Here is a 19032-nt window from a genome sequence, read left to right on the forward strand (position 1 = left end):
TATTAGCAGAAAAGGTGACCCATGTGGGGTCACCTTTTTACCAGCGGAGAAGAGGATGTTTGGCGTCTTATCGTCCGCCAAACAACCGACGAAAAAAGCCTCCGCGGCGCTTTGGTTTAGTTTTCACTTTGATTTTGGTGGGCGTACTCACGGTTCCGGCTGTGGGGCGTGGCGCAGGGGGGCGCGGGGTAGCGGGTGCGGGAGGAGTAGCAGGCTTGGGCGCGGGCACCGGAGCCGGAACCGAAACTGGCTCGGGCGTGGTTTGAGCAACCACTACCTCAGCAGTCCGCCCCGTAGTACGAACCGATACCGGCCGGCTTTCATTGTGCAGGCGGTCGAAGGCAGTGAGAAAATAGGCGTAGCCGCGGCCCCGGAGGGCGGTTGTATCCACGTAGGTAAGGCCGCGCCCGGCCTGGGGCCGCACGATGGCCAGCAGGTTGCGCGGGTCGTCGGGGGTAGGCGTCTGCTCCTCCGCGAAACGGTAGAGGGCGTAATATGTGGCCGCGTCGCCATCGGAGGCAGTTGGGCTGGGCTGCCAAGCCAGGGTATTGGCGGTGGCCTTAGTGGTCACGGTCAGATTTTGGGCGGGGCGGGGAGGCACGGCATCCAGCCAAGGCATGGCGGGCACCAAAGCCGGATACCGAAACTCGTGCTGCCGCAACGAATCGGTGGTGTTCAGCGGGTTAGAAATCAATGACTTCGAGCTGAAAAACACGCTGCCGCTTACCTCAGTGGGGAAGGTGCGGTTGATGCGAACCTGCCGGGGTAGCTCGCGCGGGTTGCGCCAGGTGGTATCGGCGCGGGTGTTTTCCAGCATGCGGTAGGCGCCGTGCCCAATGTAGAGGTGGCGGCCATTGCTATTGCGGGCCCACCACTCTACCAGCACGGGGTACTGAGCTACCCGGAAGTTGGAGCTCCAGTAAAGCTGGGGCAGCACGTAGTCAACCCAGCCCTGACGCAGCCATTCCAGCGCATCGGCATATAAGCCGTCGTAGCCTTGGAAGGCTTTGGTGGCCGAGCCATTGGGGTCGGTGGTTTGGTTGCGCCACACGCCAAAAGGCGAAATACCAAACTTTACCCACCGCTTGGTATGCCGAATGGTATCATGAAGGGACTGAATCAGCGCGTTCACGTTTTGCCGCCGCCACGCTGCTAGGTCTAGGTGGTCGGGGTTGAAGCGGGCGTAGGCAGCCTCGTCGTGAATCACCTGGTTTGCCTCGGGGTAGGGGTAAAAGTAGTCGTCGAAGTGCACGCCGTCGATGTCGTAGCGGCGCACTACATCCACAATTACCTGCCCAATGTACTCGCGCACGGCGGGCAGGCCGGGGTTGTAGAGGAGCTTGCCGCTGTAGCGCAAAAACCACTCGGGGTGGCGGCGGTACGGGTGGTTGGGGGCCAGGCGCCGCGTCACGGTGTCCATGGTGGCCCGGTAGGGGTTAAACCAGGCATGAAATTCCATACCTCGGCTGTGCGCCTCCTCAATAAGAAAAGGTAACGGATCGTAGTAGGGAACTGGGGCCTTGCCCTGGGTGCCCGTCAGCCACTTGCTCCAGGGTTCCAGCTCGCTTTGGTAGAAGGCGTCGGAGGCGGGCCGCACCTGCACAAACACGGCGTTGATACCGTTCCGCTGGTGAATATCCAGCATGCGGCGGTACTCGCGGCGCTGCTGCTCCGGCGGCAGGCTGCGGCTGCTAGGCCAGTCAATATTTTCCACGGTGGCAATCCAGACGCCGCGCAATTCGCGCTTGGGAGGCGTAGGCTGGGCAAAGGTGGGGCGGGCGGTAGTGAAGAGGGTGAACAGCAAGCACTGAAACACCAGAAAACGGCAAGCGGCAACGAATCGGAACATTACCGCAAAAGTAGGCAGAAGATAAACGCTAACGGGCAGAATGCGGCAGCATATGCCCACCTCAGCCAAGCTCAAGCCTGGCTACGCAGCAAACCAGTTGAAAGGCGGCGCTTTGTCTGGCTAGGCATTTGGCCGGCCCTTTCCACCCAGAATAGCTTACCATGAGCCCCGTTGCTCTTACTTGCTGGTCAGGTTTTCAAATGAAAGATCCAGCAAATCGTAGGCGTCCCAGCTGTGGTAGTCGAAGTGCCACCACTCACCAGGGTAGTTCACGAAACCATGCCGACACATGCTAGCCAACAGCAAACAGCGGTTGAGGATGATGTGGCCGGGCAACTGGCTGTAGCGGGCATGGGCGGGTGGGCCCAGTTCGTCGAAATCGGTAGGCATGGGAAGATGGCAGCCAGTGGCCAACTCTACCAACCCTACATCCACGGAGCACCCCCGGTTGTGATGAGACCCGCGCGAGGGTGGGGCTGCAAAGTTTTCGTCCTGGATGTGCTCAAACAGCCGTACCGTGACACTGTAGGGACGATAGGCGTCGTACACGCACAAGCCAAGGCCGCGCGTCTGTAACTCCTGCTGCACCTCGGCCAATGCTTCGGCCACGGGGCGCCGCGCATATGCCAGGGGTTTGCTATACATGGGCTTACCCAGCACATTGTGGCTGGTAGCGTAGCGAATGTCTAACACAAGGCCAGGAACGTAGCTGGCTAAATCTACCAACTCTTGCTCGGTTTGAGCCTGCACCAACTGCCAGTACTGCTCTGGCGAAGAAAGGACGTAGGGGCCGGAAGAGGAAGCTGACATAAGCAAAAAGAAGACGCCAGAAGCAATGCGGCCCGGGTAGGTGTACGCTTGCTGGTGCGCTTGGTACTACCTGAACTGTAAAAGACAGCGTTTTATTTTATCTGGCACCAAGCAAGTTGACGCTGCTAGGCTAGATGCCGCGCTAGTAAGACGCCACAAAAAGCCCTCTTGTTGTGCAGGCCAGCTTATCGGGTAATTGGTAAGAACTCCATCAAGCCTCACCTACGCACCGACATTAAGCTAAAATTCTACACGTTGCAGAGCATCAGCCACGTAGGCAGCGCACAGCATACGTACAGGCTGCGCCCTTATTGTTGAGGCAACACGCCTAATGGAAAGCGGCGCCCCAGCCAAGTGAATTGGCTAGGGCGCCGCTTAGGGCAGCTACGGGAAGGTAGCTTAGCTATCGTGCGTAGGGCTGCCATCGGGGCCGGCATCTTCGCCGCCCTCCAAGCCGTTGGTTTGGTCACTGTCACCGTAGCCACCCCGAATACCGTCGCCATCGGTGAGGGTGCTTTGGGTGGTGTTTTGCGAGCCCGGCTGCGGGGCTTCGTTTGACTCGGTGGTCTGGTTTTTCTTTTGCTCGTTAGGGTCAGGGGCGGGAGTAGACATGGAAAAGCTAGTTAGCATGGTAGAAAAGCAATCGGCCGAGGCCGACCCGTACCCATCTATACGCCCGCTGCCGGTCGTGGTTGGGAACAGTGCGGGCGAGGCCCGTTTTTATGTGGATTCCTGCGGATTCCCCCAGTATCTTGCACAGCGGTGCTTCTGGCTTATGGCGGGGGGTCATCCTGTTGTTCTATCCATCCTGCTTCGTGCCAATACTCTATGGCTACCCCCGGAACCGACGTCCTGCTACAAAAAACCGATGACGAGCTGCGCTACTTGGTGCAACACCCCGAGCTGTACCATTCATCCCTGGTAGAAACCGCCTTAGGGGAGCTGCGCCGCCGGGGCGTTTCGCTTCCACCCGCCACTCCGCCGGCCCCCACTCACGCCCACTATACCCACCACGACCAAGACGACGAAACTCCCTCCGGGGTGGGCCGCTGGCTGCCAGCGGCGGCTATTGTGCTAGCCCTGAGCGGGGCTGGGTACTGGTTGTTGGCTCCGAAGAAACCAGCCGCAACCGCTACAAAGGCAGTAGTGGCCCCCAAGCCTATTGTGCTGGAAAGTGTGCAAGCCACGCCCCTACCTGCCTTCGAAGCCGAAGCAGCCGTTCAGGTTCGCAAGATGCGCCAGTTGCTACCCGCCGCCGACCGGGCCGATACTACTGCGGCGGGCCGCTACTCCCGCATGGCGCGGCGCTACTGGCTGGCTGAAAACGCTGGTGCCCACCTAACGAAGCAAGCCCTAGACAACAAAGCATCGACCGTATTTGCGGGGCAGGTAACGATTGCGTTGGACCGCATCAGCTGGTTTATGAAAGCCAAAGCTTACAACCAAAGCCTCACCCCTACCATGGAAGCTCGCCTGACAACCATGCAACAAGGCTTGGTGATTAGACGGGCCCTGCTGGAAAACCTGAAAAGCCAGTACGAGATGATGGGTAAGTTCGAGTTCAACCGCGACTTGAACCGGGCTGAGCTTGAGGCCTCCGATATCAGCAATGAGATGCTGGGGATACCCACCAAGCGCGCGCCTATTCAGGGCAATATTACGGAGCTATAGCGCCCCTACTGTGCTACCTTTCCAGCGGGATCCGCAATCCTGTCAGGCAGGAAGGCGCTGGCAGGGTTTATGACGCGCAGCTAGGGGGCCGAGGTTGGCCCGATGAGCGACTGCCCTTACCTGCCGTGCCTGATCCTGCCGAGCTATTTGCCCAGAAAACCGACGCCGAGCTGCTGTACTTGATTCAGGAGCCGGGGCGCTACCCCGCGTCGGTGGTGCAAGCGGCCGTGCAGGAGTTACAGCGCCGGGAGCTGATTCCCCAGGAGCTGCCTACCTCCTCTCGCCCGCCTAGCCCCGTAGCACCCGGCCCCGACCCGCAGGGCTGGGACCTGTTGCGGGAGGTGGGCCGGGGTGTTTTTTGGCCGCGCCCAAACTATGCCGCCACCCCCCTGCTGCTCTGGCTAAACCTGCTGGTGTATGGACTGCTGGCAATTACCGGCACCAACCCGCTGGACCCCGCCCCCGCCGATCTGGTACGGTGGGGCGCCAATTTCTCCCCCCTCACCTTGCCTAGCCAACCCTGGCGACTTCTCACGGCGTGTTTTCTGCATGGCGGCCCCGCCCACCTGCTTATGAACATGGCCTCCTTGGTATTTCTGGGGCTGCTGACGGAAGGCCTGACCGGATGGCGGCGGTTGCTACTGGTGTACCTGCTTAGCGGAGTGGGCGGCAGTTTGGCTAGCCTGGGCTGGCATACGGGCGGAGTGCTTTCGGTGGGCGCTTCAGGGGCTATTTTTGGGCTCTACGGGCTGCTTCTGGCCACCCTGCTTGTCCGGCCTACCGCCTTCGGCCAGACTGGGCGCCGCACCGTGCTGGTATTTATGGTGTACCTGCTGGCCTCTAGCTTAGCGGGCGGATTAGAAGCCCACACTACCGACAATGCGGCCCACGTGGGCGGTCTGCTAACGGGGCTGATACTGGGGGCGGCGCTACCACGGACCACTGTTCCTAGATAGAGCCGCATTTTTTGGCCGAAGTTGCGCAACCTGTCCGTGCTAATGCGTTCCTTTACAGGTATAATAGAAGTATTCATATTCTCACTACCATTCTCATTTTTACTCACTTCCCATGAAACAACTTGTACTCGGTATGCTGGCTACGGCCGGTTTATTATGGGCTACCTCTGCTTCGGCCCAAACAGCCAGCACCATACCCAATGGCAACCTCGATACTTGGGTAACCCGCAACGGCCTAGAAGTCCCCGAAAATTGGTCTACCATTGATGAAGCCCTCAAAGCCTTTGGGCCACTGTACACGAGCGTTACGGCCTCAAAGAGCACGGATGTACATGCAGGCTCCTTTGCCGCGAGAATGGAAACCAAGAATGACCTCATCCTTAGTGCTTTACTAGGAGGCCCGCTGCCAGGCGGCATTGTGCTGGGTAATCTTTCCGCAGACGACATTGAAAATGTGCAGGACGAAGACCTGAGCGCCGTGGGTGGCAAGCCCTTCATTACCCGCGCCAGCAACATGCAGTTCTTTTATAAGCTGACGGGTGACAATGCCCTGGCCGACTCGGCGTATGCTTTTGTGGTGCTTACGCGCACGGTGGGCAACACCAAACAAACTATTGCGTCTGGGAGCTTGCGCCTACTACCGGCCGCTACCTACACGCTAAGCTCGGTGCCACTGCAATACACGTCGTCGCTGGCGCCCGACTCCGTGCACATCGGCTTTCTGTCGGGAGCAGGCGAAGTTCGTACGGTAGGCACCACCCTACTCGTGGATGATGTCACCATGACGGGTACCGTTGCTGGCACGCGCAATAAAGCAAACGAAGCTGCCCTACAGATCTACCCCAACCCTAGCAGCAGCGGAGAGTTCTCGCTGGCCTCGCTTAGCCAACCAGGCCTATCAACTGCTCCCTTTACGGTAGTAGACGCCACTGGCCGCGTGGTACTGCGCCAAGCAGCGGCCCCTGGTAGTACTTCGCGCGGACGCCTCGTGGATCTGCGCGGGCAACAAGCCGGCGTATACGTACTGCGTCTTGACACCCCCGAAGGTCCCCTCACGCGCAAGCTAGTGGTACAATAGTCACCTGTTGCGCTAGGTAGTGCGTACTGCCCCGGAGCTGCTTAGGTAGCTCCGGGGCTTTTTGTTTCTGGGCGGCCCGTGTGCTGCTCAACTTGCACAGGGCTACCCCGTAAATTTGCAGTATACCCCCGTGCTCCACCTTGTAGCGCTGCTGGCGCTACCTCCATTGCCGTGCCCGATTCCCTCGACCCACCCTTGTCTTCTCCTGATTCTGAACCCTCGCGGTGGCAACGCGCAACGGCGGCTATGGGTCGGGTAGCCCGGGCTCCGCTGCAAGGTGCTGGTTTTCTGTACCGGGCGGGCCAAGAAAACAGCCACTTCACCCTACCCATGCTCAATGGGGCATTCGGCGACCAACTGGCCGCCCGCAACGACTCGCGAGCAATTCAGATGAGCTTTCGCCGCTACAACGCCGATGTGCCGGTAGCTGATTTGCGCCTTATGCCTCTTCCCAACGGGCAGGGGCGCAAAACAGTGGTGTTTCTGCACGGGCTTATGGGCGACGAAATTATCTGGCAAACGGGCCGCGGCTCCGATGACCTGCGGTTCGGCCCCCGGCTGCAACGGGAGCTGGGGGTGCAGTGCCTCTACGTGCGCTACAATAGCGGCTTACACATTTCCGAGAATGGCCGCCTGCTACACCAACTGCTCACGGAGTTGGTGGCTACCTTCCCGTCGGCGGTGGGCGAGCTGGCGTTGGTAGGGCACAGCATGGGTGGGCTCGTTATTCGCAGCGCGGGCCATTACGCCGCGTTGGCTTTATCAAACGCGGAAGCCGGGCCCAAGCCCGGCGCACCTGTATCGGTTGATCTACACTCGGAGCCAGCACCCACTGGCTTGCCCGCTGACTGGCTTGCCCTGCTGCGCGACGTTTTTCTACTAGGTGTGCCCAACGACGGCTCCTTTCTGGAACAGAACAGTCACTTTACTTCCTTGGTGCTCCGCAAAATCAACCTCTGGCCCACTCGGTTTATCAGCGGCCTGATTGACAAGCGTAGTAATGGCATCAAGGATTTGCGCCACGCCCGCTTGGTAGACGAAGACTGGCAGAATCCGCACGCCGACGACTTGCTGCCTCCGCGAACGGTAGTACCGCCTTTGCCAGGTGTGCACTACCATGTGCTAGCGGGGTCTTTGCTAAAAACGGCCTCCTCGGTGCTACACGATTATTTCGGCGACGGGCTGGTAGGAGCAGGTAGCGCCGTAGGCCGCGTATTTCGGGATGCCGCCCCCCCACCGGATGTGTTCATCACTACGCGCCTGTACCCGAAACTAAGCCACGGTACGCTGCTTAGCAACCCGGAGGTATACCAGTATCTGCACGAAACATTGCACCCCCCGGCGCAGAAAACGTAGTTGATCATCAGGACCTTGTTTACCGGCCGTGCTTATTTCGCTTCGCATTCAGAACATAGTAGAGGAAGCTCCGGAGGTAAAAACCTTTTGGCTAGCGCCCGACCAGCCCGTGCCGTACCAAGCGGGCCAGTATCTTACGCTGCTGTTGCCGCGGCATCCTGGGCAGCGCCGCTCCTACTCTATTTCCTCGGCGCCAGCAGTAGATGCTGGCTTGACCATCACGGTGCGGCGAGTAGCCAATGGGGTTTTCTCGCGGTGGCTGGTTGATGAGGCCCGGGAAGGCGACGAGTTGCTGACTTCTGGGGCTGGGGGCCTGTTTGTTCTTCCCGAGCCCAGGGAGTTGCCTTACGCGCAGGTATTGCTTTTTGCGGCCGGTAGTGGCATCGCGCCCATTTTCTCCTTGCTGAAAATGGTACTTCATACCCAGCCGCAGGTGCATGTGCTGCTGGTGTACAGCAACCGCACCCCCACCGACACTATTTTCCACCGGGAGCTAGCCGAACTGGCGACTCGTTTTGCCCAGCGGTTTCGCATTGAGTTGCTGTTCAGCAACCACCCCAACTTAGCCCGTGCCCGCCTCTACAAAGATCTGCTGGTGCGCTTGGTGGCCCAGCACGCCACTACTACCCCCAATCAGATGCTGGCCTTTGTGTGCGGCCCTGGCGAGTACATGCGCATGTGTGGCTACGGCCTGCACGCGGCGGGAGTTCCTCGCCAGCGTATCCGGCGCGAAAACTTTGTACTACCTCCTTCGGCAAGCCCAGCCCTCCCTCCCGACACCGATACGCACACTGTTACGGTAGCTCTGCACGGGCAGCATTACTCCTTCCCAGTGGCCTACCCAGCTACCATTTTGCAGGCGGCACGCGCTCAGGGCCTCGCGTTGCCCTATAGTTGCGAGGCGGGCATCTGCGGCAACTGTGTAGCGCGTTGCCTTTCCGGTCGCGTCTGGCTTTCGTACAATGCAGTACTCACCGACCGGGACCTAGCCCAAGGCCTTACGCTTACGTGCGTGGGCCACCCCACCGGCGGCGACGTGCAGCTAGCAGTATGACGACTATCGAAAAGCAAAAACCGCCCCCTGTGTCCTGCTCTCAGGACTCAGGGGGCGGTTTTTATGCTACTATGCGCCTGTACTTGCTATCCAATTACAAGCTCTGTAAAATCGGCGCTTACGGTCACGCCGGGTAGGGTGAGTCCGGTTTCGGTGGTTACCTGCACCCCCTCCGCGGGCTGACCATCGGTGCTGAATACGGAAGCGCCAAAAGGCAATCCATGTAGTACCACGCGGTAGCTGGCCCAGGTGGGTTGGTAGGCACCCTCCGTAGCTTGCTGCAGCACCAGGCCGGTGTCAGTGCCCCGCACCTTGAAGCGGCGGGTAGTACTTTGCCCTTCCTGGTAGCCGTAGCCTTCCCCGCCATCCTCGTACAGCACGCTGGCTTGCTCGCCCTGCTTGTAGTACACGTGCAGGGTAAGTTCTTCTACTGCCTTTTCGCCCACGTACTGCATTACGGGGTACATGGGTACTACGGCTCCGGCTTGCACAAACAGGGGAATCCGGTCGAGGGGGGCGCTGGCCCACACTTCGGCGCCGCCGGTCTTGGGTTCATCGGTCCAGTAGTAGAACCAGTCGCCGCGGGGTAGGTACATCCAGCGGCCATCGGCACCGGGCTGGGTAATGGGGCACACCAGCAGGTGGTCGCCGAGACTAAACTCGGCCATCCGCAGGTAGGTGTCGGTGTCGGTTTGGTCGAGGAAGGCTAGCGGGCGCAGCATAGGCGTGCCTGCTTGTGCGTACTGCCAGAATGTGGTGTACATATAGGGCAGCAGGCGGTAGCGCAACTCAATGAAGCCCCGCGCCAACTGCGCAAAGTCCTCACCAAACGACCAGGGCTCCTGGTCGCCATGGTCGCCGGAGCTGTGGGTACGGAAGAACGGATGGAAGGCGCCCAGTGCAACCCAGCGCACGTACAGCTCCCCATCGGGCTTGTCAATGAAGCCCCCAATGTCAGACCCCACAAAGGAGAAGCCCGAAATGCTCAGGCGCTGGCACTGAATGTTCGCCAGCCAGAGGTGCTCCCAGGAGGCAATGTTGTCGCCGGTCCAGCCGGAGGAATAGCGCTGCCCCCCGGAGTAGGTGCTGCGCGTGATGGTAAAGGGTCGATTGGGGTGGCTGAAGCGCTTCACCCCTTCATTGGTGGCGCGGGCCATCTGCATACCATAGATGTTGTGCGCCTTCTTGTGAGAGGCAGAGTACCCTTCATAGCCGAAGCGCACATCATCCGGGAAGGTGCCTTTCTCAAACACGGCCGGCTCGTTCATGTCGTTCCACACGCCCTTCACACCGTCTTCCTGAATCAGGCCCTTAAACAGGCCGGCCCACCACTCGCGCACCTCGGGACGGGTATAGTCGGGGAAGTTGCACAGGCCTGGCCACACGGAGCCTTTCATCAGTGGACCATCGGCGCGGCGACAGAAGTAGTCGTTTTCAAGCCCCTCCTTGTATACGCTGTAGATAGGGTCAATCTTGATGCCGGGGTCGATGATGACAATGGTTTTAAAGCCATCCTCGGCCAGTTCCCGCACCATACGCTTGGGTTCGGGGAAGTGGGTAGGGCTCCAGGTAAAGCACCGGTACCCATCCATATAGTCGATGTCGAGGTAGATGGCGTCGCAGGGAATCTGCCGGTCGCGTAGGCCTTTGGCAATGGCCTTCACGTTGCTCTCGGGGAAGTAGCTCCACTTGCATTGGTGGTAGCCCAGCGTCCAGAGCGGCGGCAGTTCTGGCGGGCTCGTCAGGCGGGTGTACTCCTGGGTTACTTCCAGCAGGCTGGGGCCGTAGATGAAGTAGTAGTTCATTTCTCCGCCCAGCGCCCAGAAGCTAGCTACGTCGGCCCGCTCGGCGGCAAAGTCGAAGAAGGCTTTGAACGTGTTGTCGAAGAAAATACCGTGGGCTGTTTTCTGGTGTAAGCCCAAGAAAAACGGAATGTTTTTGTACAGCGGGTCGGAGCCTTTCTGGTAGCCGTAGGTGTCGGTGCCCCAGTTGGTGAACTGCTTACCGCGCAGGTTCATGTTGTCGGGCTTGTCACCGAGGCCGTAGTAATGAGCCCCGCTTTGCACCTGCTTGCTCATCTTCACGATGTCGTTGCCCGACTCGTACTCGTATTCCCAGTGGAAGCCCTTCTCGTCTTCGCTCAGCACCAGGCCCGAGCGGTTCAGCACGCGGTTGCGTAGCGTATCTTTGTCCACCACGCAAATAAGGCGGTCGGTGGTGATGCGGTAGTGGTCGGGCTTCTCCCGAAATTCCAGGAACTCAGGCTGCTGACGCGGCGGGGTGCCCGAGGGGAAAGCATAGCTAAAATCGGGACCGAAGCCGGCCTCCGTGGCGTAGCGAAAACGCAGCACCTTATCTGAAATGACTTGTAGCAGTAATTGCACGCCGTTTTCGCACCGAAACAGAAAGTCGGTACCCTGCTGCTCGCCGTGCACTACCCGGCCCGGATATAGTTCCTGCCTGGACCGGGCGGCCAGGTCATTGACCATGTAGTTGTTGTCCTGAATATTTTCGGCCATAATGGGAGTTGTTGAGAGGAAAGCAAGAAAATTCCGGTGGGGCCAGATCTGCTTGTTTTTACTGCGCAAGGTAAAAATGATTCCTGCGACTTATGGCGACTACCGATGTGCTTTCGTAAAAAGCCTACTACAGGACACGGCGGGTAGCTTTTTTATCTACCTTGCCATATCTGGTTACTGCCCCCTTTTTTGCTCTATTCTACTATGACTCCTGCCCCTTCTCCCGTGCTGCTACTTGGCTGGGACGGTGCGCCCCGCGCCGGCGAACAGCCGCTTCCTTCTTTGCAGCCCTTGGTGCAGGCGCTTGCTCCGCAAGTTCCCCTTGCAGTAGTACTGCCCCGCTCGTATTCTTCCTCGCTGCTTACTCCTAATGCCCAGGTAACTACCTTGGCGCAACTGCGAGTAGATGAGCTTGCAACCCTACCAGCGGACCGCTACCCCGCCAAATGGCAGCACCCAATGGCGCCCTACGTGGGCAGCACCGCCCCGGCAGGCGAACCAGCCCCTGCTTTTGCCGTTCCGGCAGCCCCCTACATTGGCAGCGAAGAAGCCCCGGTCCCCAGCCTGGCCTTATCCGCGCCCCGTGCAGCGTCCCCAGCCGCTAGCACCAGCCCGGCGGCAGCTACCCCAGATACCGACAAAAGCGCCAATGCCCATGCTCTTTTTCCAGACGCATTAGATACGGGCGTAGAAGAAGCCCTGGATCTGCTCGCGGCCGAACTACCAGCCCCGGCGGCCCCAGCAGAACCCGAGGAAGCTTCTTTCTCTCCGGAGTTAGCTACGCTACCTCAGGCATTGGCCGCCCTGAGTGCTGAGTTGCCTCCTTCGGCCGACCTCAACTATCAGGTTATCCAGTACGCGCGCTTTGCCACGCGCCAAGCCCTTTCCGATAACTTTGGTGTAATTTACGCCACCGATTGGCCAACGTGGCTGGCGGCCATGGAAATCCGCCAGCAAACGGGCCGCCCCCTGGTGCTGCATGTGCACAGCCTGGCCGAGCAGCGCAACACCCCCGCCGACCGGGGCTGGGCCCTGGAACTGGAACGCCTGGCATTACGCCGTGCCGACCTGATTTTGGCTGCTTCGGACGGTACGGCGGAACGCCTCCGGGCTACTTACCCTGCCACCAACAACCGGGTGCAGGTAGTGGCCCCCAACGATACGGATACCATCAACAGCATTTTGCGCCGCCTCGAAAACCGCTAACCGGAGTTGGGGCTGGCTGATATTTTACCTTTTGCACCACATGAGTGACTCCCCCATTCGCCACGAATTTGACGCCGAGCTAGAAATGGATGGCGCCGATAGCGGCGTATTCTTAGTAGTACCTTTTAGCATACCCGAAACGTACGGCATCTCGGGCGCGCTGCCGGTGCAAGGCACCATTGATGGGTTTCCTATCCGGCTGAACCTCGTTCCTATTGGTGATGGTTTACACGCCCTGCCCGTGAAAAAGGAAGTGCGCAATGCCATTGGCAAGAGTTGGAGCAGCACCGTGCACGTCTCCTTAGAGCGCGACACCGAAGAGCGTCAGCTTGAGCTTCCCGCCGAACTCATCGATGCCCTGGAATACGCCGGCCTACAGGAGAAATTCAATGAGCTGTCGTTTAAGCGGCGGGAGGAATTTGCCAACTGGATAGCCCGCGCCAAGAAAAGCGACACCCGCAATGAGCGCGCCCAATCCGTGGTACAACGCCTGAACAGCGGCCAAAAAATCAACTAACTCCCCTTTTCGTAAGGCTCCAGAAGAACACCAAGGGGCCAGGTTTTACAGCAACTGGTTGTTTCGTGGGAACAACCAGTTGCTGTAAAACCTGGCCCCTTGGCTTTGTTAGTTGGCGGAGGTCTAGGTGCGTGTGAGCACCAAGGCCGTACGGTTGGTCACGTAAAGGCTCAGCTTATGCACTCCGTCCTCCTCAAATGTTTCGTAGGTGATGCTGGCATCAACCCGGTTGAAGCCACCAAACTCGGCATCATCGGAGTTAAGCACAATGCCGTAGCGGCCCGGCGTGGGCACCGTGAAGCGGTAATTGGGTACGCTACGGTCCACGTGGAAGCTAAACACGAAGATGAGGCCGTCGCGCTCAAAGATGAGCACTTGGTTTTCGCTGTCTACATTCAGCTGCCGGGCTGGGCCTGCCGCCAATAACCGGTTTCCTTTGGCAATGGCTAGCATTACCTGGTCGAAGCGTAGCAAGTACCCATACTTCAGATCCTGGTTGTCGGCCAGGCTCCACTGGCGACGCGCAAAATGGTGGCTCCAATTGTTGCCTTCGCGGGGGAAGTCTACCCACTCCGGATGGCCGAACTCGTTGCCGATGAAGTTGAGGTAGGCTTCTCCGCCTAGGCTTAGCGTAGCCAGCCGGATAAGCTTGTGCAGGGCAATGCCCCGGTCGGCCACGGGGTTGTGGTCGTCCTTGCGCATGTGCTCGTAGATGGCCTTATCCAGCAGCCAGTGAGCCAGGGTTTTGTCGCCCACCAAGGCTTGGTCGTGGCTTTCAGCATAGGCCACGGTTTTCTCTCCTTCACGCCGGTTGGTGAGGGTGTACCACAAATCGTGGAGGTTCCAGTCTTCGTCGCGGGTGTGCTTGAGCAGTTTGATCCAGTAGTCTGGAATGCCCATGGCCAAGCGGTAGTCGAAGCCAATGCCCCCTTCCGCAATAGGCCGGCACAAGCCCGGCATGCCGCTCATGTCCTCGGCAATGAGGATGGCACTGCGCTTCACCTCCTTTACGAGGGTGGCCGCTAGCTGAAGGTACAAGATGGCGTCATCGTCTACCTCGGGTCCGAAGTACTGGTCGTACCCGCCAAACGAGACTCCCTCGCCGTGGTGATGGTACAGCATACTGGTGATGCCATCGAAGCGGAAACCATCAAAGTGAAACTCTTCCAGCCAGTAGCGCAGGTTGGAAAGCAGAAACTGCTGAACCTCTGGTTTGCTGTAGTCAAAGAGCTTAGAATCCCAGCCTGGGTGGTTACCGCGCGCCCCCGCGTGGAAGTACTGAGCCCCTGAACCGTCGAAATCGGCCAGGCCTTCGGCCTCGTTTTTCACGGCATGGGAGTGTACTACATCCAGTAGCACGGCAATGCCCCGGCGGTGGGCTTCGTTAATTAGGTGCTTGAGCTCCTCGGGAGTACCAAAGCGCGACGATACCGCAAAGAAGTTGGCTACGTGGTAGCCAAAGGAACCGTAGTAAGGGTGCTCCATCACGGCCATCAGTTGCAGGCAGTTGTACCCGTCGGCCTGAATGCGGGGCAAGATTTGCTCGGCGAATTCCAGGTAGCTTCCCGTGCGACCTTCCTCCAGAGCCATGCCCACGTGCGCTTCATAAATGAAGGGCTCCCGCACCACATTGGAGATGCGGAATTTTTGGTCCGTCCACGTATAGGGGGTGGCGGGGCGCCATACTTGCCCGGCAAAGTCCTTGGTAGCCTCGTCTTGCACGGCGCGGCGCAGGGTGGCAGGTAGGCGGTCCTTGGCGCCCTTGGCCGTTACTACGTGCACCTTGTACAGGGAGTGGTGGGTTAGACGGTCTTGGTAGTCTTTGTCGGCCAAAAACACCTCCCACACCCCATCGTTGCCTCGTTGCAGGGGGGTAGCCTGCCGGTCCCAGCCATTGAAGTCGCCGATGAGATAGAGTGCCTCGGCGGCGGGGGCCCACTCACGAAACCAGTAGCCCCGGCGGCGTGAGTCGTAGTTGAGGCCCAGGCGCTGGTGCAGGAGCGCGTACTTGCTCAAGGAGCCGCACTGCTGCGTAATCTCCGCTAGTCGCTGCTCTAGCCGCTGCTGACGTGCCAGGAGTTCGGGCTCGTACGGGGCCAGCCAAGAGTCTTGCTGTACCAGGGGTAGCAGCGCAGTAGTTGGAACCGAAGCGGCAGGAGTAGATATATCGGTAGGCATAGGATGGCAGATCAGGAGTTCCGGTCAAAGCTACGCGGATTACCGAATTTAGTAAGGCTAGTCGTGATTTAGTCCGATTTTAGGCCAAAAGAATGTCCTTTTCCTCGCGTCGCAAGGCAATTTTACTACCCCGTGAGCATCTTCCTATAATTTGAGGGGCACACGGCTGTTGGGAAACTCTGCTTACCCAGCCTGGCTGCTGGCGGTAGTATCTCCTGTCGGGGTGCTTACAGCCGCCGTCTAGTGTTGAGCTTCTGCTAGTGCCCGTACCCTGCAAGGTACTCTCTCATTGCATCTGCCTTCCGACACCTTCCCTGATCTACCGTACCTTTGCTCATATGAAACGCTACCTCTACCCCCTGGCCCTGGCGGCGCTGCTTTCCTGCACTAGCACTCCCCATGCCACCGCACCCGTAGCCACGCTGGCCACGCCCATTCCCACCGCTACCCCCGTCGTTACGGCTAAGGCGCTGGTGACATCGGCGCACCCGGAGGCCTCGCGCATTGGGGTAGAGATTCTACAAAAGGGCGGCAATGCCTACGACGCGGCCGTGGCCGTCCAGTTTGCCCTAGCCGTAGTGCTGCCCGTAGCCGGCAACATTGGCGGGGGCGGCTTTCTGCTCTACCGTGGCGCCGATGGCCAAGAAGGGGCTCTCGACTTCCGGGAAACGGCCCCCGCCGCCGCTACCCGCGACATGTACCTCGACAAGCAGGGCAACGTAATTCCTGACCTGAGCACGCTAGGCCACCTAGCGGCCGGTGTACCCGGTACCGTGGCGGGTATGTGGGAACTGCACAAAAAGCTGGGTAAGCTGCCGTGGAAAGAGGTGGTGCAGCCAGCCGTTGATTTAGCAGCCAAGGGGGTGGTACTGACGGAGAAAGAAGCTGCCGGGCTGAACCGCACCAAGTTTATCACCACGGCTGTCACTGCGGGTCAGCACATGGAGCACTCGCAAGCGACCCCTGGTGTCAGAATGGAAGCAGCAGTTAATGAGATGGGATTCCTGCCAAACTCCTACGTGCGGGAAGGGCGGCCCTGGCAGCCCGGCGACACCATTCGGCACCGCTACCTAGCTAGTACCCTCAGCCGCATCCGCGACGAAGGCCGGACGGGCTTCTATGCAGGCACTACAGCTGACTTGCTCACCCAAGAAATGCAGCGGGGGCACGGTATCATTACCAAGCAGGACCTGCAAAACTACCAGCCCAAGTGGCGCACTCCGCTGCACGGCCAGTACCGGGGCTACGATGTATTGACGTTTCCGCCGCCCAGCTCGGGTGGAGTAGCCTTGCTGCAAATGCTGCAAATGCTAGAGCCCTACGACCTGGGCAGAGCCGGCTGGCACTCGCCCCAAGCTACCCACTGGATTACGGAGGCCCAGCGCCGCGTATATGCCGACCGGGCTACGTACCTGGGCGACCCGGATTTTGGGCACGTGCCCGTGAAGCAACTGCTGGAGAAGCCCTACAACAAGCAGCGAATGGCTACTACCCTGCCCTACCGCGCAACCCCCAGTTCCCAGGTAACTGCTGGCCCTAACTTTCCGAGCTACGAATCGGACCAAACTACACACTATAATATTGTAGACGCCCAGGGCAACGCCGTCAGCTGCACGACTACCCTTAACGGAGCCTACGGCAGCAAAGTAGTGGTGGCAGGCGCTGGTTTCTTGCTCAACAATGAAATGGACGATTTCAGCAGCAAGCCAGGCACTCCTAACTCTTACGGGCTGGTAGGCGGAGCAGCCAATGCCATTGCGCCCGGCAAGCGCATGCTGTCTTCCATGACGCCGGCCATTCTTACCAAGAACAAGAAGCTGGCTCTGGTAGTGGGTACGCCCGGTGGTAGCACCATTATTACCAGTGTGCTGCAAGCCATTTTGAATACCCTCGACTATGGCATGAACGCACAGCAGGCCGTGGCCGCGCCGCGCCTGCATCACCAGTGGCTCCCCGATTTGATTGATGTGGAGGCAGGGGCCCTACTTCCCGCAACCCAGGACACGCTGCGCGCCCGCGGGTACAAGCTGAACCCACGGGCCCCCTGGGGGCGGGTGGAGGTAATTCGTGTGCTGCCGGGCGGTAGGCTCGAAGGAGGCGCCGACCCGCGCGGCGACGACTCTAGCCAAGGATACTAGCTGCTTGTAGTAGCATGACCCTCCACAAAAAAAGGCCGTGCACCATGCACGGCCTTTTTTTGTGGAACAATTTATTATTGCTGCTCCTGGTTGTCGCGGGTGGTCTGGAGGTCGCGGGCAACGGAGGTGAGGGCTTTGGATAGCTCGTCTAGCGTACCAATGAAACGAGGGTTGGAGTCATCAACAAAGCTGTTGATATGCTCAGCTAGGGTTTGCAGCACGTCGCTGATGGGGTTGGGGTCGGTGCCGTTTAAATAGCCCTTCAACTTCACTAGGTCGGCGGCAATGGTGCCATACGCGGTTTCGCCAGAGGCGCGGAGCATGTGCACCCAGCCGTCAATGTTTTCGGTGGCTTTGGCAATGGTTTGGGTTACGTCTTCGCTGCGAAGAATGCGGAGGGTAGCCTGCAATTGGTCGGCACTGGCAGAATGCGAGATTGACATAGAGGAGGAAGTTGGATGAAACAAGAGGAATTTCCCTATTTACTCTATCCCCAATCCTAGGGTTGGCTACTTGCTTAGTAAGATTCTGCCTGCTGTTCAGCTAGTTCCTACTACCTGTTTCTTGCTTTTTCCACCGCAGCCAGGGCCTGCGAGGCAGCCACTTCGCGTACATAGCAACGGCCTGCCCCACCCCAAACGGGACAGAACAGGCCGTTGCTATACTTAGCTAATCGGAAAAATTACAGTGTATCGGCAGCGTTACCTAGGGCTTGCCCCAACTGGCGCAACTTATCTTGGGAAGTGGTATCAGCAGATTCCGCCGCTTGGGTAGTTAGGCCGGAAAGGCGCTGCAATATCTGCTTTACCTCGGGGCCATTGGGCGTACCATGGTCGATGGCGTTGTACAGGTTCTGCAACTCGGCAATCAGGTCGGCAAAACGGTCGCCTTCGGCCGCTTGCAGCAGGTTCATCCAGCGGTACAGGTTGTCGCCGGCGGCGGGCAATAGGTTGGGCAACTGGTCGGCTTGCAGGGCATGCAGGGTAGCCTCCAGGTGAGGCTGGCTACCTGCCAATATAGAGCCGGGAGCTGAATGCTGCCCTGAGGTGGAATCGGAATGCATATAGAAAAGGAACGAGACGCAACCACAAACAGGGCTTTGAGCGTCGGAAAGCAAAAGGAATCAGAGCATCTTAGTTTACGAACATGCTCGGTTACAACTGGCGGAGTTGCCTAGCAAGGCTAGGACATCTTCAGGTTGCCAGCGGCGGTAATAAGCACTTGCCCCAAATGACGGAGGTGGTCACCCGTGCCGTCGTGCATGTCGTGGGCCATACGTGAGGTTTCCATGCCCAACTGTTGTAGGGAGCCAGCCATAGCCGGACGGTCGTCGCGCTCTACGTAGCCACGCAAGGCACGCAACTCATTCTGCAAGCCAGCTAGAGCCGAGCCACCCAGACCATCAAGGGCGTGAATCCAGTTATCAATAGCGCTGATACCGGCGTCAGCGGGATGCTCACCGGGGTGCTCGAAGGCGCGGTAGATACCCTGAATAGTGGCTTCAATACGATCGGCATGATTCATAGCGCGGAGGGGTTAAGGAGGTGGATGTGTTATGCAAGCTGTACGCCAGGGACAGGACGGACGTTGCACTGCACGCATTCGCAGCTTCTGCCAGCCTCCTCCTGCTACCAGCATAGCTCCCGGAGCAGCGCGGCGGTATTATGAGCGTCGCCCAGCGAAAACTAGCAGCCTTCTCC

At 59.1% G+C, this 19032-nt stretch carries 16 protein-coding genes; 8 read left to right on the plus strand and 8 right to left on the minus strand.

Annotated elements, in window-relative coordinates; translation table 11 throughout:
* Nucleotides 1–67: 67 nt before the first annotated feature.
* The 3 genes from CHB83_RS04210 to CHB83_RS04220 all read right to left on the minus strand — a co-directional run bounded on the left by CHB83_RS04210 (nt 68) and on the right by CHB83_RS04220 (nt 3271).
* On the minus strand, nt 68–1849 hold the full coding sequence (locus CHB83_RS04210) for a glycoside hydrolase family 10 protein (protein WP_089331793.1): 1782 nt from the start codon (nt 1847–1849) through the stop codon (nt 68–70).
* Nucleotides 1850–2026: 177 nt separating this feature from the next.
* Nucleotides 2027–2659: a M15 family metallopeptidase gene (locus tag CHB83_RS04215; RefSeq protein ID WP_089331794.1), complete on the minus strand. Its 633-nt coding sequence runs from the start codon at nt 2657–2659 to the stop codon at nt 2027–2029.
* Nucleotides 2660–3058: 399 nt separating this feature from the next.
* Entirely contained in the window at nt 3059–3271 is a 213-nt protein-coding gene (locus CHB83_RS04220; protein WP_143436988.1) for a hypothetical protein, read from the minus strand.
* 216 nt (nt 3272–3487) lie between these two features.
* Between CHB83_RS04220 and CHB83_RS04225 the strand changes: the two genes are divergently transcribed.
* The 5 genes from CHB83_RS04225 (at nt 3488) to CHB83_RS04245 (ending at nt 8774) form a co-directional block, all read left to right on the plus strand.
* Entirely contained in the window at nt 3488–4330 is an 843-nt protein-coding gene (locus CHB83_RS04225; RefSeq protein ID WP_089331795.1) for a hypothetical protein, read from the plus strand.
* A gap of 125 nt (nt 4331–4455) precedes the next feature.
* A complete protein-coding gene (locus CHB83_RS04230) occupies nt 4456–5286 on the plus strand; it encodes a rhomboid family intramembrane serine protease (RefSeq protein ID WP_179225451.1) in 831 nt (276 codons plus the stop codon).
* 112 nt (nt 5287–5398) lie between these two features.
* The gene (locus CHB83_RS04235) at nt 5399–6364 is read left to right on the plus strand and encodes a T9SS type A sorting domain-containing protein (protein ID WP_089331797.1); all 966 of its coding nucleotides are present in this window, start codon (nt 5399–5401) and stop codon (nt 6362–6364) included.
* 171 nt (nt 6365–6535) lie between these two features.
* On the plus strand, nt 6536–7720 hold the full coding sequence (locus CHB83_RS04240; protein ID WP_143436989.1) for an esterase/lipase family protein: 1185 nt from the start codon (nt 6536–6538) through the stop codon (nt 7718–7720).
* 28 nt (nt 7721–7748) lie between these two features.
* Nucleotides 7749–8774 carry a ferredoxin--NADP reductase gene (locus CHB83_RS04245; protein ID WP_089331799.1) on the plus strand — a complete coding sequence of 342 codons (1026 nt, stop codon included), beginning with the start codon at nt 7749–7751 and terminating at the stop codon, nt 8772–8774.
* A gap of 86 nt (nt 8775–8860) precedes the next feature.
* Here the strand turns inward: CHB83_RS04245 and CHB83_RS04250 are convergent, their stop codons facing one another.
* Entirely contained in the window at nt 8861–11293 is a 2433-nt protein-coding gene (locus CHB83_RS04250; RefSeq protein WP_245855280.1) for a glycoside hydrolase family 31 protein, read from the minus strand.
* 204 nt (nt 11294–11497) lie between these two features.
* Here CHB83_RS04250 and CHB83_RS04260 point away from each other — a divergent pair, with 204 nt between their 5' ends.
* Both CHB83_RS04260 and CHB83_RS23750 read left to right on the plus strand, forming a co-directional pair.
* Nucleotides 11498–12499, plus strand: a complete 1002-nt coding sequence (locus CHB83_RS04260; RefSeq protein WP_089331800.1) for a glycosyltransferase family 4 protein — start codon at nt 11498–11500, stop codon at nt 12497–12499.
* 40 nt (nt 12500–12539) lie between these two features.
* Nucleotides 12540–13016 (plus strand): DUF1905 domain-containing protein, encoded by a 477-nt coding sequence (locus CHB83_RS23750; protein WP_052694881.1) that lies wholly within the window; start codon nt 12540–12542, stop codon nt 13014–13016.
* Between the two features lie 123 nt (nt 13017–13139).
* Here the strand turns inward: CHB83_RS23750 and CHB83_RS04270 are convergent, their stop codons facing one another.
* The gene (locus tag CHB83_RS04270; RefSeq protein ID WP_179225452.1) at nt 13140–15194 is read right to left on the minus strand and encodes an alpha-amylase family glycosyl hydrolase; all 2055 of its coding nucleotides are present in this window, start codon (nt 15192–15194) and stop codon (nt 13140–13142) included.
* Between the two features lie 338 nt (nt 15195–15532).
* Here CHB83_RS04270 and ggt point away from each other — a divergent pair, with 338 nt between their 5' ends.
* Nucleotides 15533–17332: a gamma-glutamyltransferase gene (gene ggt / locus CHB83_RS04275; RefSeq protein WP_089331801.1), complete on the plus strand. Its 1800-nt coding sequence runs from the start codon at nt 15533–15535 to the stop codon at nt 17330–17332.
* A gap of 74 nt (nt 17333–17406) precedes the next feature.
* Here ggt and CHB83_RS04280 read toward each other — a convergent pair whose 3' ends face one another.
* From CHB83_RS04280 to CHB83_RS04290, 3 genes are all read right to left on the minus strand, one after another.
* Nucleotides 17407–17775 carry a hypothetical protein gene (locus tag CHB83_RS04280; RefSeq protein ID WP_045686940.1) on the minus strand — a complete coding sequence of 123 codons (369 nt, stop codon included), beginning with the start codon at nt 17773–17775 and terminating at the stop codon, nt 17407–17409.
* A gap of 239 nt (nt 17776–18014) precedes the next feature.
* The gene (locus tag CHB83_RS04285) at nt 18015–18395 is read right to left on the minus strand and encodes a hypothetical protein (protein WP_045686941.1); all 381 of its coding nucleotides are present in this window, start codon (nt 18393–18395) and stop codon (nt 18015–18017) included.
* 119 nt (nt 18396–18514) lie between these two features.
* The gene (locus CHB83_RS04290; protein ID WP_045686942.1) at nt 18515–18856 is read right to left on the minus strand and encodes a hypothetical protein; all 342 of its coding nucleotides are present in this window, start codon (nt 18854–18856) and stop codon (nt 18515–18517) included.
* Nucleotides 18857–19032 lie beyond the last annotated feature (176 nt).

The organism is Hymenobacter mucosus (assembly GCF_900188255.1).
In the GTDB taxonomy this organism is placed as follows: domain Bacteria; phylum Bacteroidota; class Bacteroidia; order Cytophagales; family Hymenobacteraceae; genus Hymenobacter; species Hymenobacter mucosus.

Bases quoted from the DNA above. Each gene is read 5' to 3' on its own strand.
- CHB83_RS04210 (WP_089331793.1), bottom strand. From the start codon at position 1,849: ATGTTCCGATTCGTTGCCGCTTGCCGTTTTCTGGTGTTTCAGTGCTTG.
- CHB83_RS04215 (WP_089331794.1), bottom strand. From the start codon at position 2,659: ATGTCAGCTTCCTCTTCCGGCCCCTACGTCCTTTCTTCGCCAGAGCAG.
- CHB83_RS04220 (WP_143436988.1), bottom strand. From the start codon at position 3,271: ATGTCTACTCCCGCCCCTGACCCTAACGAGCAAAAGAAAAACCAGACC.
- CHB83_RS04225 (WP_089331795.1), top strand. From the start codon at position 3,488: ATGGCTACCCCCGGAACCGACGTCCTGCTACAAAAAACCGATGACGAG.
- CHB83_RS04235 (WP_089331797.1), top strand. From the start codon at position 5,399: ATGAAACAACTTGTACTCGGTATGCTGGCTACGGCCGGTTTATTATGG.
- CHB83_RS04250 (WP_245855280.1), bottom strand. From the start codon at position 11,293: ATGGCCGAAAATATTCAGGACAACAACTACATGGTCAATGACCTGGCC.
- CHB83_RS04260 (WP_089331800.1), top strand. From the start codon at position 11,498: ATGACTCCTGCCCCTTCTCCCGTGCTGCTACTTGGCTGGGACGGTGCG.
- CHB83_RS23750 (WP_052694881.1), top strand. From the start codon at position 12,540: ATGAGTGACTCCCCCATTCGCCACGAATTTGACGCCGAGCTAGAAATG.
- CHB83_RS04270 (WP_179225452.1), bottom strand. From the start codon at position 15,194: ATGCCTACCGATATATCTACTCCTGCCGCTTCGGTTCCAACTACTGCG.
- ggt (WP_089331801.1), top strand. From the start codon at position 15,533: ATGAAACGCTACCTCTACCCCCTGGCCCTGGCGGCGCTGCTTTCCTGC.
- CHB83_RS04280 (WP_045686940.1), bottom strand. From the start codon at position 17,775: ATGTCAATCTCGCATTCTGCCAGTGCCGACCAATTGCAGGCTACCCTC.
- CHB83_RS04285 (WP_045686941.1), bottom strand. From the start codon at position 18,395: ATGCATTCCGATTCCACCTCAGGGCAGCATTCAGCTCCCGGCTCTATA.
- CHB83_RS04290 (WP_045686942.1), bottom strand. From the start codon at position 18,856: ATGAATCATGCCGATCGTATTGAAGCCACTATTCAGGGTATCTACCGC.